The sequence below is a fragment of the Brevibacillus sp. RS1.1 genome, assembly GCF_013284365.1.
Lineage (GTDB): Bacteria > Bacillota > Bacilli > Brevibacillales > Brevibacillaceae > Brevibacillus > Brevibacillus brevis_D.
The window spans coordinates 138,530-158,099 of sequence record NZ_JABSVA010000003.1; the positions used below are offsets into that span (position 1 = coordinate 138,530).

A 19,570-nucleotide genomic window follows, 5' to 3' on the forward strand; every position below is an offset into this window, starting at 1 on the left:
ACTCCCCTTGAAAACCATGTTCCCAAGGGGAATCATCACAAAGCCGTGATCTTATTTCAGAATGAACAGCTCCTGTAGAATGTCTCTAAGGATGGAGGCATTCATCGACACGTAGGTTCCTCCCAACATTCTGGAGTGGATTCCGTACCCTTCGTACGTCATCAGTCGTTTCGTAGCCTGTGTCCAAGCGGCTTCATTCCATTTGACTGCGACAAGATCATCCTCACCCGATTCCAGCTCTGATTGTATGAGATGGATCGTTGTGTTCGTTGCACCCGTATTGATCAGTTGATTGTGGTACATCACGTAGCTGACCGTTTTTCGAATGAAGCTTTGCTTGACGAATTCATTGGCAGCGTACAAATGGAAGTCTTCTTGTGTCATGTTGAACATCTCGGTGTTCTCTCCAATTTCGGCAAATAACTGCGCAATATCACTCTCTGTTTCCGCAAGAGTCCGCTCCATCACCTTGTCTTTCCAGTACGAATCGAACAAGATGAGGTCGGTCACGACATATCCTTGATTCTCCAGTTCTTTTGCGACTTCAAAAGCCAAATTACCTCCCGAGGAATATCCCATGAGCGTAAAGGGTCCTTTTGGATCAATCGCCACGATGGCTTCGATGTACTGCTCCAGTCGATTGTCTTCTTGGATGAAATCAAAGCTATACAAGGAAACGCCCTTGATTTCATCAGCAAGCTTCTGATAATAAACACTTTGGGCGCCAATCGGCGTAAAGCAGAAAACCTTTCTAGCCGTCTCTTCATTTAAGAGAATGGCACCACCGGAGTTGCCCTCGAAGTTCTTGTGCGTAATGAAATCCGCTACCTTCTCAATCGTTGGATGCTGGAAGATGAGGTTCAACGGTAGTTCAATCTGCATGTACTCATACACCTTTGCAACCAGCAGCGTTGCTTTCAATGAATGTCCACCCAGCTCGAAGAAATGGTCAGTGATGCCGATTGGGTCTATCCCCAAAACTTCCTGCCAAATGGCAGCCAATTGATACTCGATCGCAGTTCTTGGGGCCACGAACTCGCGTGTGGTCGCATCCGATGGCTTTGGCTTCGGTAACGCTTTGCGATCCACTTTTCCATTGGCTGAAAGCGGTAGTTGATCTAACTGGACAAAATAGCTGGGAACCATGTATGCAGGCAGTTCCTTCGCCAGATGCCTTCTTAGCTCAGAAACGGATACCTCTGCTGCTGGGACGAGATAAGCGCAAAGATACTGTCCGGCCGTTAACTCATCCTCTTGCACAACGACCACTGCTTGATCGATGCCATCGTAAGCAAGTATGGTGCTCTCAATTTCCCCGATCTCGATGCGGTACCCTCTCACCTTCACCTGTTCGTCAGCTCGACCGATGTAATCGATCGTGCCATCTGCCCGCCATTTCACCAAGTCACCCGTTTTATACATGAGCTCTCCTGGCACAAACGGATTCGGAACGAACTTTTCTTGTGTGAGCACTGGTTTATTCAAATAACCTTTTGCAAGCCCGGGTCCTCCGATGCATAGCTCTCCCACTACGCCAATCGGTTGCAAGTGATGTTGTGTATCTACGATGTACACTTGGACATTTGCTAGCGGACGTCCAATCGTGATATCTTGCCCTGCTTCAATCGAACGAGAGATGGTGGTGACGACGCTGTTTTCGGTCGGACCGTATTCATTGTTGATCTCGATTGCTGGATGCTTTTCTTTCGTTTTTTGCACAAGCTGCGCAGGTAGCTTCTCGCCTCCCAATGTTACGCAACGAAGAGGAGAGAAGTCGGCAGCAGTCGAGCAATCCAGAATCGCCTGGAACAGACTCGGTACACCGTAATAATGTGTGACTCCCGCTGAGGCAATCAGCTTTTTCAGCGCTACCGGATCTTTGGCTTCTTCCTCTCTCGGCAAGACGCAAGTAGCACCTCCGAGAAGTGGAGCGAACAAGCTGGCTACAAAACCATCGAAGGCAAAGGAGAATACCTGCAACGCCTTGTCTCCCGGCCCGAAGCCATATTCATCTCTTCTCCACTGCAAGCAATTGACGATTCCCCGATGTGGAATCATGACGCCCTTCGGCTTACCGGTCGTTCCCGATGTATAGATGACATAGGCGAGATCGGTCGGTTGATTGAGTGATGAGAGATTGGAGCCATCTATCTCGACGTCATGCTCTGCGCTCAGTTCAAGCCAGTCAAGACCGCTCGACACGCGAGACAATAGTTCCGACAAATGGGACTGGCAGAGAAGCAATGCTGCGTTGCTGTCCGCAAGCAGGTACTGAATGCGTTCTTGCGGATACGCCGGATCGATTGGAACATAAGCACCGCCTGCCTTTAAAATACCGAGGATGCCAATGATCATCTCTGGAGAACGCTCCGCCATGACTGCTACAAGACGATCAGGTCCGACTCCCCTGGTGCGCAGAACTCTTGCCAGCCTGTTGGCTCGCTCATTGAGCTCGCTGTACGTCAATGACTGACCGTTAAAGAGAATCGCTTCCTGATTTGGCGTCTTCGCTACTTGCTCTTCGAATAATTGATGTAGCGTTTTGTCTTTTACATAGCTGACAGCTGTATCATTGAAACTCTCGAAAATTTGCTTTTTCTCCTCTGCCTTGAGCATGTCAATTTCGCTCAAGCGGGTATGCGGATTTTGCACAACGATTTGGGCAATAGCCATGAAATGGTTGCTTAACCGTTCAATCGTTTCTCTCGTAAACAAGCTTGTGCTGTATTCCACGCCAATGCGAATCTCTTCACGCTCTTCTGCGGCAGTTAACGTCAAATCAAATTTGGAATGGTTGCCAGCCTGATCAGTCATGAAAGGCGCAAGTGTCAAGCCGTGCAGGTCGATAGCATCATTTGAGTTATTTTGCACAGTAAACATGGTGTCAAAGAGCGGGTTTCTGCTTAAGTCCCGCGGAATGTCGAGTTTTTCCACCAGCTCTTCGAACGGATAATCCTGATGAGCGTACGCATCTAGTGCATTTTGCTTGACTTCCAGCAACAGCTCAGTGAAGGTTTTCCCAGCATGCGGCTTGTTTCTCATCGCCAATGTATTGACAAACATACCGACGATTGGTTCCAGATCAGCATGGGATCTGCCTGTAATCGGTGTGCCGACGATGATGTCCTCTTGCCCGGAATACTTGGAAAGCAGTACGTTGTACGTCGCGAGGAGCACCATGTACAGTGTCGTTCCCGTTTCTCGAGCCAACTGGTTCAAGCCTTCCATGAGCTGTTTACCGGTTCCGATGGAATACTGATCGCCTGCGAAATTTTGAATGCTTGGTCGGGTGTAATCCGTTTGCAGGTTTAGCACTGGAATTTCGTCTGCAAACACTTGAGCCCAGTACTGTTCTTGCTTGTTGAAGGCATCGGATCGGAAAAGCTCCTGTTGCCATACGGAGAAGTCCTTGTACTGAATTCGGAGCTCTGGCAAAACATCCCCTTGGTATAGCTGCACTAAGTCAGACAGGAGAATGCCGGAGGATACACCGTCGGAAATGCTGTGATGCGTGTCGGTAAAGAGCACATGACGATCTTCTCCGATTTGCAAAAGACGTACGCGAAGCAACGGCGCTACACCCAGATCGAATGGCTGAACGAGAGAGGAAAGGACCTCTTGTGCCTGGTCTTCTGTGATCGTTGTATACGAAAGTTCAAAAGAAACTTCCTCGTGAATCTTCTGAACAGGTTCTCCATTTACAACGGCAAAAGACGTACGAAGACTTTCATGTCGCGCAATCAGCTGCTTAAACGCTGTCTCTAATCGTTCCGGTTCCAGCTTCCCTTCGATCAGCATGGTCGAAGGCATATTGTAGCTGATGCCGACTCCCTCGAACTGATGGAGGATATACATGCGCTTTTGAGCCGATGAAACAGGGTAATACTCTTGCGCAGGTGCTGGTTGGATCGAAATGACATATTCTTTTGCTGTCTCTTCGATGTGTGCAGCCAATTGCTGAATCGTCGGTTTTTCGAACAAAACACGAAGCGGAATATCGACTTGATATTCGTTATGCATGCTCGAAATCACACGCATCGCACGCAAGGAGTGACCGCCAATTGCAAAGAAATCATCCAGAACCCCTACTTGCTCCACATTCAGTACTTGCTCCCAGACGCGGGCCAATTGCGCTTCCAACTCTGTACGAGGTGCCACGTACTCTGTCGTTCTGAGTAAATATACATCTGGTACCGGCAAGGAACGTCTATCGATCTTCCCATTTGCGGTAAGCGGCAGCGCTGCAAGCGTGACGAAATACGATGGAATCATCGCTTGAGGTAATTCTTTTAGCAATTGCTTACGTACTTGTGCTGTGTCGATCTCATGGTCTGCCACCATGTACGCGCATAAATACTTTTCTTGTCTGTGATCCTCTCTTGCGACCACGACTGCTTCCAGAATTCCGTCTAGCTTGCGTAGCTGTGTCTCGATTTCGCCCAGCTCGATACGGACACCCCTGATTTTCACTTGATGATCGTTTCGACCCAGGAACTCCATATTTCCGTCCGCACGCCACTTCGCCAGATCACCCGTACGATACAACAGCTCATCTGGTGCGAAAGGATTCGGTACGAACTTCTCCACTGTCAGTTCAGGTCTGTTCAAATAACCGCGAGCGACCCCTGCTCCACCGATGCACAACTCACCCACGACTCCAACAGGTTGAAGATTCAATTGTTGATCCATCACATACATTTGCATATTCGGAAGTGGTTTGCCGATCGGTACCGTTCCCGAGCGAATGGATGAGACATCTGTTTCTTCGTAATAGCTGGAATCGATGCACGCCTCTGTTACCCCATAACTGTTAACAATGCGCAACGTATGACTGAATCGGGTCAGCAAGGTCTTGAAGTCTTCCGCTGGACAACTGTCTGCTCCGAGGATCAAGAGCTTCATCTGACTGATGTCGAGCTCATTTTCGTAAATGTAATGCATCAATGGCATGATCAGAGCTGGTGTCGCTTCGAAAATCGTGATTTCATACCGCTTGATAATTTCGTACAAGGAAGCCGGGTCCATTTTGACCTCATTCGGGCAAATGACCAGCTGCCCTCCTGTGAGCAATGCTCTGGCAAAGTCGCCAGTCGAGACGTCGAAGGCGAAGCTCGCCATTTGCAGCAAGCGAACCGGGAAGGTATCCAGGTGATACTCATCCTGCCATGCAAACGCGACATTCGCATAGCTCCGGTGCTCGATCACGACTCCTTTTGGCTTGCCAGTCGTACCGGAAGTATAAATGATGTAAGCCGCGTGTTCCGGCAGTGCTACAGGCTCCAGATTGCTCGCTTCTCCCTGATACAGGCCCTCTGCATCCAGATAGAGAGTTTCGTAAGGGAATACAAGCTGTGTATTCATCTTTTGCAAGGTAAGGAATAGCTTCGCATCGCTATCTTCTAAAATGAATGTTTGACGCTCCAGTGGATAATCTGGATCAATCGGGACGTAGGCGCCACCGGCTTTCAAAATACCGAGTGTCCCTACTACCATGTGCAAGGAGCGATCTACCATGATGCCGACCGTGCTCTCTGGCTTGACTCCCATTTGGCGCAAAACACGCGCGAGCTGGTTCGCTTTTTCATTCAATTCCCGATACGTTAGCTGTTCATCCTCGCAGATGACAGCTACCTGATTCGGTGTTTTTTCGACCTGCTCTTCGAATAGCTCCTGGAACGTTTTGTTCGTTGGATAAGCGACTTTTGTGGCATTGAAATCATGCAGCATTTGCTCCATCTCATCTTTTGACAAGACACTGATCTCTGCCAGCTTGCAATCTGGATTGGCAATGATCGTCTGTAAAAGATGGATGTAATGAGTCGCCATGCGATCGATCGATTCTTTGGCAAACAGCTTCGTGCAATAGCTGAATTGCACGAGAAGCTCATCTTGTTGTTCCATCGCATCCAGCGCGATATCGAATTTTGCGATCTTGCCATCTACCGGGTAAGCGGACATGTTGAGTCCTGCAATTTCTAATACAGATGAGTCCGCAAGCCCCAGGCTGAACATCGTATCGAACAGCGGATTTCGGCTTAAATCGCGCCGCACTTGCAGCTTATCTACGAGATGTTCAAACGGATAATCCTGATGTTCAAACGCATGCAGCGCATTTTGTTTCACGTCACCCAAAAACTCGCGGAAGGTCAGGTTGCCTCCTGCCACATTTTTCAGGGCAAGCGTGTTGACGAACATGCCGACGATTCGTTCTACATCTGCGTGGGATCGACCTGCAATCGGCGTACCGACAACGATTTCTTCCTGTCCTGTGTATTTGGACAGCAGCACATTGTAGGCAGCCAAAAGCACCATAAACAGTGTGGAGCCCGTATTTGCAGCGAGTTGTCGCAACTCCGCAAGCAAGTGATTTCCTGTACCAATCGCTACCGTGTCGCCTTCGAAGCTTTGAACAGTAGGTCTTGGGAAATCATTTGGCAGGTTGAGTAATGGGAGCTCCCCTGCAAAGACATTCGTCCAATAATCCTCCTGTTTTTGGAAACGCTCAGACTGGGCCAGCTTCGTCTGCCAAGCAGCAAAATCTTTGTACTGGATACGCATGTCTGGGAGCTGATTTTCCTCGTACAAGCTCGCGAACTCCTTGGCGATGACTGCAAGCGATACACCATCGGAGATAATGTGGTGCATATCCATGAAGAACAAGTGTCGTTCTGCTCCCAGTTTGATCAAGTCAACCCGGAACAGCGGAGCCACTTCCAGATCAAACGGCTGGACCAACTCCTGAATCCGTTGCTCTACTTGGTCATCTGTCGCCTCGGAAATACCGATGAGCAGCGTGACATCATCATGGACTCGTTGCACGGGTTCCCCGTTTTTCGAATGGAAGGATGTTCGCAAGGATTCATGTCGTTTTACCAGTGTTCGGATCGCATATTCAAAGCGTTCGTAATCCAGATGGCCATCTATTATCATTACATTTGGCACGTTGTAGCTGATCCCGCTTCCTTCAAACTCATGCAGGATGTACATTCTTTTTTGTGCGAACGAGACTGGATAAAAGTCAGCGTGCTCTACCGGTTGAATGGTCTCGAACTGTTCTATTTCACTCGCAGTAATATAGGCAGTTAGCTCATGGATCGTAGGAGTTTCAAACAGGGCTTTTAACGGAAGTTCTACCTGAAATGCTTTGTGCACCTGCGTGATTACATTCATTGCCTTAAGAGAATGTCCACCCAGTTCAAAGAAGTTATCGTGAATGCCTATCGGATGAATCCCCAGAACCTCTTGCCAAATCTCAGCCAGCTTCTGCTCGGTTGCATTTTGTGGGGCGACATATGTGGAGCCTTGTACCCGATCTCCAGATGGTTCAGGCAAAGCTCTACGATTGACCTTCCCGTTTGCAGTCAAAGGCAGTTTTTCCATTTGGACATAGAAGGCTGGCACCATGTAGCTAGGCAATTCTTTGGATATAGCCTCTCTCAGCTCTACTACGTCGAGTTCCTCTTCTGAAACAAAATAAGCGCAGAGAGCTTTTTGGCCGCTTGTATCATCCAGTACCGTAACGACAGCTTCTTTTACTTTTTCGAGATTGGTCAGAACGGTCTCGATTTCCCCAAGCTCGATCCGATAGCCTCTGATCTTTACCTGTTGGTCGATACGACCCAAATACTCGATCGTTCCATCCGCCTTCCATCTCGCCAAATCCCCTGTACGGTACATGTTTTCACCTAAAACAAACGGATTCGGAACAAACTTCTCGGCAGTCAATTCCGGCTTGTTCAAATAGCCTCTGGCTACCCCGTCTCCACCTACGCACAATTCACCCGGCACCCCAATTGGCTGCGGCTGATTGTAGCGATCCACGATATAAGCTGTGGAGTTCGTGATCGGCTTCCCAATCGGAATATTGTCTTCGAATTCCTTCTCAATCAAATAGCATGTCGAGAAGGTTGTGTTTTCGGTCGGGCCGTACCCGTTCCAAATTTCCAGAGCTGGATGGGCGCTGTTCACTTTGTTGATGTGTCTCGGAGACAACGCTTCTCCACCGACAATTAACGCACGCAAGCCTTCAAACATCGCCGGGTTATTTTGCGAGAGTTGGTTAAACAGTGGTGAGGTTAACCACATTGTGGTAATCCGATTCTCTCGCAGGAAGCTACCCAGCTTCTCCGCATCCAATAGAACATCCTTACTAACCAGGAACAAGCTAGCACCATGCAACAGAGCTCCGAAAATCTCAAACGTCATGGCGTCGAAGCCAATAGCGCCCGTTTGAATCATGCGATCTTTTTCGCGTACCTGAACGTAATTGGTATGTTTCACCAATCGGGTGACATTGCGATGCTCGACCATGACTCCTTTTGGTTTGCCCGTTGAACCCGACGTGTACATCACATAGGCCAAGTCCTTGGCGTCATTGAGGTTGGTCAGATTGCTGGCATCTGCTTGCTCCAGGCTCTCGTCTTCCAAGATGATTGGAATGAGACCTTCTTCGACGAGATGCAACAGATGTCTTTGAACAAGGACAACCTTCACGCCGCCATCTTCGAGCATGTAAGAAATGCGCTCGGATGGATGCTCTGGATCAATCCCCAGATAGGCGCCTCCAGCTTTGATGATCCCCATAATGCCTGTGATCATCTCGAGAGAGCGATCTGCCAGCATCCCTACAACGCTGTCTCTTCCTACTTCCAATCGGCGAAGAGCACTTGCGATCTGGTTCGCTTTTTGGTTCAGCTCCCGATACGTCAGCATCTGTTCGTTCCTCACAACTGCAGCATGCTCAGGCGTTCTTTCCACTTGCTCCTCGAACAGCTCCTGTATCGTGCTTTCGCGTGGATACGTGGCAAACGTGTTGTTGAATGCAACCGTTACGAGATGTTTTTCTTCCTCACCGAGCAAGTCGATTTCATGCAACGCCGCAGTTTGGTCTGCAATGACTCCTCGTAGCACCTGAAGAAAATGACCTGCCATTCTTTCCATCGTGTCTCTATGGAACAATTTCGTGGAGTACACGAGACTAAAATGAATTCCTATCTCATCTTCATGCGCTTCCAGTGTGAGATCGAATTTGGCGTTGCCTTGCTGCCCATCTCCGGAGTAGGCCTCAAATTTCAGCCCATCCAGCTCATAAGCTTTTTTGTCCAGATTTTGCAAAATAAACATGGTGTCAAATAGTGGGTTTCTGCTGAGATCCCGCTGGATTTCCAATTTTTCGACCAGCGCTTCAAATGGATAGTCCTGGTGAGCGTATGCCTGCAGCGTATTCTGTTTGACATCTTCCAAAAATGCTTGGAACGATTTCGTTCCTTCAGGGTAGTTTCGCAAGGCCAACGTGTTGACAAACATCCCCAAGACTTTTTCTACATCCGCATGAGATCTACCAGCAATGGGCGTACCCACTACGATGTCTTCTTGACCGCTGTATTTAGAAAGGAGTACATTGTAAGCCGCCAGCAAGACCATAAACAGCGTGGTTTGGTTCTCATGGGCGAGCTTGTATAAATCGTCCATCAACGTTTTATCTGTGTGGAACGAAATGCAATCTCCCTCAAAGCTTTGAACCAGCGGGCGAGAATAATCGGCGGGCAGATTCAGTACCGGAATGTCACCCGCAAAGGACTTCAACCAATAGTTCTCATGCTTTGTATAGATGTCGGTTTGGAACAGATCCGTCTGCCAGAAAGCAAAATCTTTGTATTGAACATACAACTCTGGTAATAATTGGTTTCGATATAACTTCGAGAATTCCTCCATGATGATTCCAACAGAGACGCCATCCGAAATGATGTGATGCATATCCATCAGGAAAAGATGTCGATTCTCTGCTAATCTGAAGAGTCCGACCCTCCATAACGGAGCCTTCTCCAGATCAAATGCTTGCACAAATGTTTCGATGGTTTGCTCGACTTGGTCTTCGGTCAAATCCTCATAGCGCACATTCAGTTCAACTGCCTCATGTACACGCTGAACAGGCTCACCGTTCACTGTGTGGAAGGATGTCCGCAACGATTCGTGTCGCTTGATCAGCCCCTGTATCGCAGTTTCAAAGCGTGCGTGATCCAAGTCGCCTTCAATAAACATCACACTTGGCATGTTATAGACTGTACTGGTGCCTTCAAACTGGCGCAGGACAAACATCCTTTTTTGTGCAGAAGAAACGGGATAATATTCTTGCCACGGTGCAGGATGAATCGGTACATGCGTGTCTTTTCCACTTGTTTCGATATACGATGCCAATGCCTGAATGGTAGGTGTCGCAAAGAGCACTCTGAGTGGAAGCTCGACTTGATACTCTCGATGAATCTGTGCCGCGAGCGACATGGCTTTCAAGGAATGCCCACCTAGCTGGAAGAAGTTGTCGAGAACGCCGATGTCGGTTACGCCAAGCACATGTTCCCAAATCTCTACCAGCCTGCTTTCCACAGGACTTGCTGGCGCCACATATTCTGCTCCTGTTACAGGTCTGCCTTCTGGTTTCGGCAAAGCTTTCCTATCGAGCTTTCCATTCGGTGTAAGTGGGAGAAAATCGAGCTGGACCAAGTACGCAGGAATCATGTAAGACGGCAAGCTTTTAGACAGATACGACCACAGATTCGAGACTTCAAGCTTTTCTTCCGCCGTGTAATAAGCAGCAAGGGACGATTGGCCCTGCTGATCCTCGTGGACAATCACCACAGCCGAAATCAGCTTTTCATAGGAGAGCATCACCGACTCTATCTCGCCTATTTCAATCCGATATCCCCTTACTTTTACCTGTTCATCCAAGCGACCGATAAATTCAATCGTACCGTCAGGGAGCCACTTTCCTAGATCACCCGTCTTGTACATGCGCTCGCCTTCCAAATAAGGATGGGAAACAAACTTCTCTGCTGTGAGTTCCGGCTTGTTCCAATATCCACGTGCCAAACCATGGCCACCGATGCAAATTTCCCCGACGACGCCGATTGGCTGTAGCTGATGAAATTTGTCCACGATATAGATGCTGGTGTTGGCAATGGGACGTCCGATCGTTATCGTAGAATCCAGTTGCGAAATTCGCTGCCACGTGGCGACGACACTGCTTTCTGTCGGACCGTATTCATTGGCGATGACCAGTTGCGGATTCTGTTTGTTGCTCTTCTCAACGAGCTGAGCCGATACTTTTTCGCCCCCTAGTGTGACGGTTTGCAGGGAGCTGATATCCGCAGCAGAACCGCATTCCAATATCGCTTGGAATAAACTTGGCACGCATGTCATTTGCGTGCATCGCGCAGCTGCAATGAGTCTTCTGAGAGATACAGGGTCTTTGGCTTCTTCATCCTTCACCAAGACGGCGGTTGAACCGGAAAGGATCGGTGTAAAAAAGGAAAGAACAAACCCATCAAAAGCAAAGGATAAAGGCACCAGATTTCTATCCTGGACGCTAAACTGATACTCCTCTTTTTTCCACAACACGCTGTTGACAATGCCCCGATGCTCGATCATTACTCCTTTTGGCTTGCCTGTTGTCCCCGACGTATAGATGAGATAAGCCAAATCAGAAGCGGTTTGAATCGGCTCGAGATTCGAACGGTTAGGAGAATAGTTGTGCTCTTCCTCCAGATACAGGCATTCCACCCTCACACTAGAAGCGAGCTTAGCTCCAAGATGTTTTTGGGTAAGCACCAGACGGGCTTCGCAATCTTCCAGCATGTAGGCCACACGATCTTCTGGATATTCAGGATCAATCGGCACATAGGCTCCACCTGCTTTCAAAATGGCTATGATTCCCACAACCATTTCCATAGAACGGTTTGCCATGATTCCTACGAATTGGTTAGCCTTTACTCCCCGTTCACGCAAGGTAACGGCAAGCTGGTTTGCGCGCTCATTCAGTTCGTGATAGGACATTTGCTTTTCGCCGACTTCAACCGCAGCAACCAGTGGAGTTTTTTCTACTTGCTCCTCAAACAGCTCATGTAGTGTCTTGTTCTGCGGATATTCCGTATGCGTTTGGTTGAATTCTACTAACAAGCGATGCTTTTCTTCAGCCGAAAGCATCGTGATTTGGGACAACGGAATGGCTTGTTGCTCAATAACGGCATGAAGGATTCGGATGAAATGTGCCGCTATGTTTTCAATCGTTTTTCGTGTAAACAATTTGGTGCAATAATCAAGGCTAAAGACGATCTCCTCGTCTTCTTCGTACGCCTCTAATGACAGATCAAACTTGGCCTGATTCACTTCTGCTAGATAAGGTGTAAAGGTCAGTTGCTCCATTTCGAACGGCTTCTGATCCATATTTTGCAAGATAAATACGGTGTCAAACAAAGGATTCCGACTCAGATCCCGTTGAATGTTCAGCTTATCGATCAGCTCATCTAATGGATAATCCTGATTTTCAAAGGCTTTCAGCGTATTGTTTTTCACTTCTGCCAAAAAGCTAAGGAAGGTTTTCGTCCCCACAGGCTCGTTTCGCAATGCCAGTGTATTGACAAACATACCGATGATCGAATCCGTTTCAGCATGGGACCTGCCGGCAGTAGGCGCGCCAACAACAATGTCCTCTTGTCCAGAGTATTTGGAGAGAAGTACATGGTAGGCTGCCAGCAGAACCATGTAGAGCGTAGTCCCTGTACTATGGGCAAGTCGATTCAATTCCTTTTTCAAAAGGGCACCAGAGCCGAAAACCAATCGCTCACCCTCAAAGCTTTTTACAGAAGGTCTCGGATAATCCGTTGCAAGATTTAATACAGGAATTTCTCCCGTAAAGGCATCGATCCAATAGGCTTCCTGAGCAGTAAACTCATCCGTCTCGTACCACTGATTCTGCCAATGGGCAAAGTCCTTGTACTGAATGCTCAGTTCTGGCAGCTCTTCGCCGTGATAAAGCTGCGCAAGCTCTTGAACAAGAATGCCAATCGATACACCATCTACCACAATATGATGCAAATCCAGCATGAAAAGATGGCGTTCCGGAGCCAGTTTGACCAGTCCAGCGCGCATCAGTGGAGCTTTTTCCAAATCAAACGGTTGAATAAATTGTTCAACGATTTGTTTGAGCTCTCCCTCTGTTGACTCCATCAATGAGATATCCAGCTCGACATCTTCATGTACGCGCTGAACTGTCTCTCCTTTCATGGAGTGGAATGAGGTACGCAGAGATTCATGGCGCCTCACCACACTCTTGAGCGCTTGCTGCAAACGCTCTGTATCCAGCTTGCCATCGATGTACAGGATTCCCGGCATGTTGTAGCTGATGCCTGCACCTTCCATTTGCCGGAGAATAAACATTCTCTTTTGTGCAGAAGACACGGAGTAATACTCCTGCTTTTGGACGGGTTCAATCTTCGTATACTGGCCTTTGCCAGCAGTAGCGATGTATGCCGACAGGTCAGCGATCGTTGGTGATTCAAACAGTGTTTTCAACGGCACATCTACCTGAAGGGTACGATAGATCAAAGAGATGACGTTCATCGCTTTCAAGGAGTGTCCGCCCAACTCAAAGAAATGATCGTGTACCCCGATTGGATTTTGGCCAAGGACACTTTGCCAAATGTCTACAAGCGTGGCTTCCACTTCATTGCGCGGCGCTACATAGACAATTTCAGATGTGGATGCTCCCTCAGGTTGAGGCAATGCCTTGCGATCTACCTTGCCATTTGCCGTGAGAGGCAGCTTTTCCAAATAAACAAAATAAGAAGGAACCATATAAGATGGCAAATGGGAAGCCAAGTAAGCTCTCAGATCCGCTGTCTTCATTTCCTGATCAGAAACGATATAGGCGTACAAGTTGTTTTGCCCTTTTTCATCTGGATGGGCAAGGACAATGGCCGTTTTGATCCATTCATGCTCCAGTAGCCTTGCTTCGATCTCACCCAGCTCGATTCGGTGGCCTCTGATTTTGACCTGATGGTCGATGCGTCCGAGATATTCCACGCTACCGCAGGCTAGGTACCTTACCATGTCTCCCGTACGGTACATCCTGCTCCCCGGTTCAAACGGATTGTCAATGAAGCTAGCTGCGGTCAGTTCTTCACGATTCCAGTAGCCGCGGGCCAAACCATCGCCAGCAATGCACAGTTCTCCTGAAACCCCCACAGGCTGGAGCTGGTTGCTCGCATTTACGACATACAAGCGGACGTTATCAATCGGTTTGCCAATGGGAATCACGCTATGCTCCGGCAAACGAGGGCAAATCCAGTATGTCGCATCAATCGTAGATTCAGTAGGGCCATAGAGATTAATCAACTGTGCCGTTTGCGTCTGGTAAAAGCGCGAAACAAGCGCAGCTGTCAATGCTTCTCCACCGCAGAACACGCGTTGCAAGCTCGTGCAAGAGCTCCATCCCGGTTCGGTCATGATCAGATCCAGCAAGGAAGGAACCATCTGTAAAGTTGTGATCTTCTCTTCTCTGATCATACGAGTCATGTATGCGATGTCGCGATGTCCGTCTGGCTTTGCCAGTACCAGGCGCGCGCCCGTGATCAGTGGCAAATAAAATTCCCATACGGAAGCATCGAAGGAAAACGGCGTTTTTTGCAAGACAGCATCCTCTGTAAGAAGTGGGAAGTCATTCTTCATCCAAAGCATGTGATTGCAAATCGCCTGGTGCGAGATCATTACCCCTTTGGGATTTCCGGTCGATCCAGATGTATAGATGACATAGGCCAAGTCATCCCTGCCAGCCACATTGTCCAGATTGGTGTCGTCCCCTGCATAAATGGCTTCATCGTCTACATCAATGATTTCTCCTGTATACTCCACGGTCTCTTTCAAATGGCGCTGTGTCAGTAGAATGGGAGCTTTGCTGTCGCTGAGCATGTATTGGATTCTTTCTGGCGGATAAGTAGGATCCATTGGCGTATACGCACCACCCGCTTTTAACACGGCCAACATGCTCACAACCATCTCGATGGAACGGTCTACCATAATGCCAATCAACGTATCTGGTTGCGTTCCTTTGCTCCGCAGCATACGAGCGACTTGATTGGCCCGGGCGTTCAACTGGCGATAGGTCAAGGTGTATCCGTCATAGGCTACAGCTACTTGATCTGGCGTAAGCACTACTTGCTCTTCAAACAATTGGTGCAAAACCTGATCAGCGGAACGCTCGACAAAAGTATCGTTGACATTCAGGAGGAGAGCACGTTTTTCTGCTTCTGTCATCATGTCGATTTCTGCTAGCTTGGCATTCGGCTGTGCACAAATGGTACGCAAGATTTCCAGATAATGATCGGCCATTTTTTGGATGGTTTCTTTTGCAAACAGCTTCGTTCCAAATGCGAATTGGAAGTGAATGTCGGATTGCGATTCACTCGCATTCAAAGCAAGATCGAATTTTGAAATTTTGTTAAATAACTCATATGGAGCTGCTGTAAGCTGCTCGATTTTCAGCGACTGCTGATTCGCATTTTCCAGAGAGAACATGGTGTCAAACAAAGGATTTCGGCTAATGTCACGTTGAATCGCCAGCTTTTCCACCAGCTCTTCAAATGGATAATCCTGATTGTCATAGGCCGCTAGCGCATTTTGTTTCACTTCTTGCAAGAATTGGGTAAAGGTTCTGTCGCTCACAGGCTGATTTCTCATCGCCAACGTATTCACAAAGATCCCCATGATGCTTTCCACGTCGGCATGGGAACGACCAGCGACAGGCGTACCTACGATGATGTCCTCTTGACCGGAATACTTGGACAGGAGAACATGGTAAGCGGCGAGCAAAACCATATACAGGGTGGTACCCGTATCTGCTGCTACCTTGCGCAAACGCTCGGTCAATTCTTTTCCTGTGTCAAAAAGGACTAGATCCCCTGCAAAGCTTTGAATGGTTGGGCGCGGATAATCCGATGGCAAATTGAGCAAAGGAATTTCATCAGCAAACGTATTCAACCAATGGAGCTCCTGCTTCTTGTACACATCCGTCTGAAACAGCTCATTTTGCCAGGCTGCGAAATCCTTGTATTGGAGAGAAAGAGGCTGCAAGGCTTCCCCTTGGTACAACTTAGCAAATTCACTCAACAAAATTTGGGATGAAACACCGTCCGAGATGATATGGTGCATGTCGAGCAGGAACAAATGACGGTCTTTGCCCAACTGGACCAAGCCTGTTCGAATCAACGGAGCGAGTTCGAGGTCAAAAGGACGGACGAAATCGCGCATGATCTGCTCCGCCTTATCTTCCGTAGACGTCAGCATCAGGATTGGTACTTCTACCTCATCATGCACTTTCTGTACAGGTTCACCATCGATACGGTGGAAGGAAGTGCGCAAGGCTTCGTGGCGCTCCGCCAGTCGTTTGACCGTGTTCGCAAAACGATCGTAATCCAGCTTTCCTTCCAGAAGCATTGCACCTGAAATGTTATAGCTGATGCCACTTCCTTCAAATTGCTGAAGGATGTACATTCTTTTTTGAGCAGAAGATACGGGATAAAATTCTTTGACCTCAACCGGTTGAATGGCTGTGTACTTACTTTTCCCCGATTTCGAGAGAAAAGCAGCGAGCTCGGATACGGTTGGATTCTCGAACAGTGCCTTTACTGGCAAATCCACTTCCAACGCTTTGGAGACTTGAAAGATGACAGTCATAGCCTTCAGTGAATGTCCGCCCAAATCAAAGAAATGATCGTGAACGCCTACACGGCTAACCCCGAGCACCTGCTGCCAAATCTCAGCCAATTTTGTTTCCGTTTCATTCTGAGGAGCGACGTACGCTGTTCCCGTAACAACTGCACCATCAGGCTTCGGCAATTTCTTCCGCTCTACCTTTCCATTGGCCGTCAGCGGAATTTCCTCCAAACGGACAAAGAAGGACGGGATCATGTAGGAAGGAAGCGTACTTCCCAGATGCTCTCGTAGTTCAGATACGGTCAACTCCTGCTCGGAAACCATGTAGGCATAGAGCACATTTTGACCACTGTCATCCTTTTCAGCGATGACGACAGCTTCCTTGATCCACTCATGCTGCGCCAAACGCGTCTCAATTTCGCCCATCTCAATCCGATGCCCACGAATTTTGACTTGATGGTCGATTCTTCCCACGTATTCCATATTGCCGTCGGGCAGCCATTTCGCCAGATCGCCAGTTCGATACATTTTGGTCCCCGGACGGAACGGATTATCGATGAACTTTTCCGCTGTCAGCTCCGGTCTGTTGAAATACCCTTTAGCGACGCCATCTCCTGCGATGTACATTTCGCCGACAGAACCAACGGGTATCGGCTGCATGGAGGAATCAAGCAGATAGAGCTGAACATTGTCTGCCGGTACGCCGATTGGTACCGATTCTTGGATCGGTTTCTTCGGGTCGTACAAATAAATCATGCAGCCGACAACCGTTTCGGTAGGTCCATACTCATTGAAAATCTTGACATTCTGTCCAAAGTTCTCATAGATTCTCTTCGCCAATTTGGTTGGCAAATTCTCACCACCGACAATAAACCGTCGGATGCTGCTGTTTGTTCCATCTATTTCTTCTATCAGCTTCAAATGTGTTGGCGTCAGCTTGATGATTCCCACTTGATTATCTTGGATGATGTCTAAAATGACCTGTACCTTATCTGCTCCTCTGTAGACATAGATCGTATTGCCCGACAGAAGCGGCGTGAAGATCGAGGTGACAGTCAAATCAAATGAAATGGAAGAGTAAAGCGGAAAGTCTACAGCTTCACCCTCGACATACACTTTGTTGGCCCACCAGATGTAATTGACTAGACCTTGATGGGTAATCATCGCGCCTTTTGGATTCCCCGTGGACCCGGAAGTATAGATCATGTATGCCAAATCGTCCTGTTTGCATGAATTGTCAAGATCCGTACTGTTGCCTTCAAACAAGGAAGGATTGTCTAGGTAGAGGATATCGCCCTCAAACTCGACTTTTTCTTGAAGATGAGACTGTGTCAAAAGAATCGTCGTCTGACTGTCATCTAATAAATACTGAATTCTCTCTATCGGATACTCGGGATCAATCGGCAAATAGGCACCGCCTGATTTTAGAACGGCCATAATAGCCACGATCAGCTCGAGTGAATGCTCCGCCATAATGGAGACGATACTGCCTTGAGTAATTCCTTTCCCACGCAGAGCTCTGGCCAACTGGTTGGAACGCTCCTGAAGCTCCTGGTAAGTAAGGCGATCCTCTCCGCAAATAACCGCAGCTTTCGATGGCGTCTGTCTTGCCTGCTCCGCGATCAGCTCGAAAATCGTTTTGTCGCGTGGATAATCAGCGGTTGTGTCGTTATAAGCTACCAGCAATTGTTGTTTTTCCTCATCCGTGATGATTCCGATGTCATCAAGCAGTACAGTCGGATTGTGAATAACCTGCTCGATGATCGTTTTCAAGTGACCTTCTACTCGGTTCATGAATGACTCTTCATAAACTGCTGCATTATAGCTCAGCTTCACATACATCTCATTCGAAGGTGCGACCGCAACTACAACGTTAAAATCATAGGAAGTCTGTTCTTCCCCATTTTCCATGTTGAATTGAAAGCCTAAGGAATCCTCTCGATCATTCGAAGCATCATCCGGGTAGTTTTCATACGTCACCAAATGATCAATTAACTCTTGTTTCAGTACCGTCTTACTCTGAATTTCGTACAATGGAGCGAAATCATAAGAAGCAGAAGCCAAGGCTTGCTTCTGAACTGTTTTTACCAACCCACTGAAGGTTTGTTTTCTATTTGTTTGCACGCGGGTTGGGATCGTGTTAATGAACAATCCAACCATGCTCTCAATGCCCTGAATCCCTGGCGGACGACCTGATACAACAGAACCGAATACCACATCGTCCGAATTTTTGTACTTACTCGCCAAAATACCCCAAAGAGATTGAAACACGCTGCTCATCGTAGCCTGATTCCGATTGGCAATCTGCATTAGCTGCTGAGTCTTTTCAGCTGCGATGGTGAAAAGATTCTCCACATGTACATAATTGCCATCTTCCGCTACATTCTTCTTTTTAGGGAAATCAGCCTGATGGTCATAGCCTTCTAGGTAGTTCTGCCAGTAAGTAAGTGCTTCTTCTTTATTTTGCTTATCCAGCCATTTGATATATTCGCTGTATGGTTTGGTTGCTTCCCGCGGAACAGCCTCACCCTTACGAATGGCGGCATAGTACGCGAGCAGCTTATGAAGCAATACACCCAAAGACCAACCGTCGACGATGATATGGTGGAACGCCCAAACGAACTGATACTGATTCGCCTCGGTTTGGAAAATGGCTGCTTTCATCAAGACGTCTTTCGTCAGCTCAAACGTATGCTGCTGGTTGGTATACGCTTTTATGTAATCGTTCTGATCATCTATTGGCAAATGAGCAATGCTTTCGAAATGAACGGTAACTTTTCTCTCTTTAAAAACAACCTGTCGAGGCCGTTGCAGGTTTTGATAAACAAATACAGTGCGCAAAACTTCATAGTTCTCTACGAGCTTGTTCATGCTCTTTTCAAAAATGGACAGCTGAAAATCACCTTGGAGCTTTGCGGACATCTGGAGGCAGTAGGCGCTGCTGCCTGTATCTTTGACAGCATGAAACAACATACCCTCTTGCAATGGGGTTAACGGGTAAATTTTCGCAATATTTTCCTGTTTATTCATTCTGCACCTCAGCTCAGTAATTTATCGATTTAAAGAGGGTTCCTCCAATAAAAGC

Annotated in this window: 1 protein-coding gene; it reads right to left on the reverse strand. The window is 47.9% G+C overall.

Annotation, left to right across the window (positions count from 1 at the left end; genetic code table 11):
- Positions 1 to 51: 51 nt before the first annotated feature.
- A complete protein-coding gene (gene tycC, locus HP570_RS11185; RefSeq protein ID WP_173625810.1) occupies positions 52 to 19,515 on the reverse strand; it encodes a tyrocidine non-ribosomal peptide synthetase TycC in 19,464 nt (6,487 codons plus the stop codon).
- Between the last annotated feature and the right edge of the window lie 55 nt (positions 19,516 to 19,570).

Bases quoted from the DNA above. Each gene is read 5' to 3' on its own strand.
- tycC (WP_173625810.1), bottom strand. From the start codon at position 19,515: ATGAATAAACAGGAAAATATTGCGAAAATTTACCCGTTAACCCCATTG.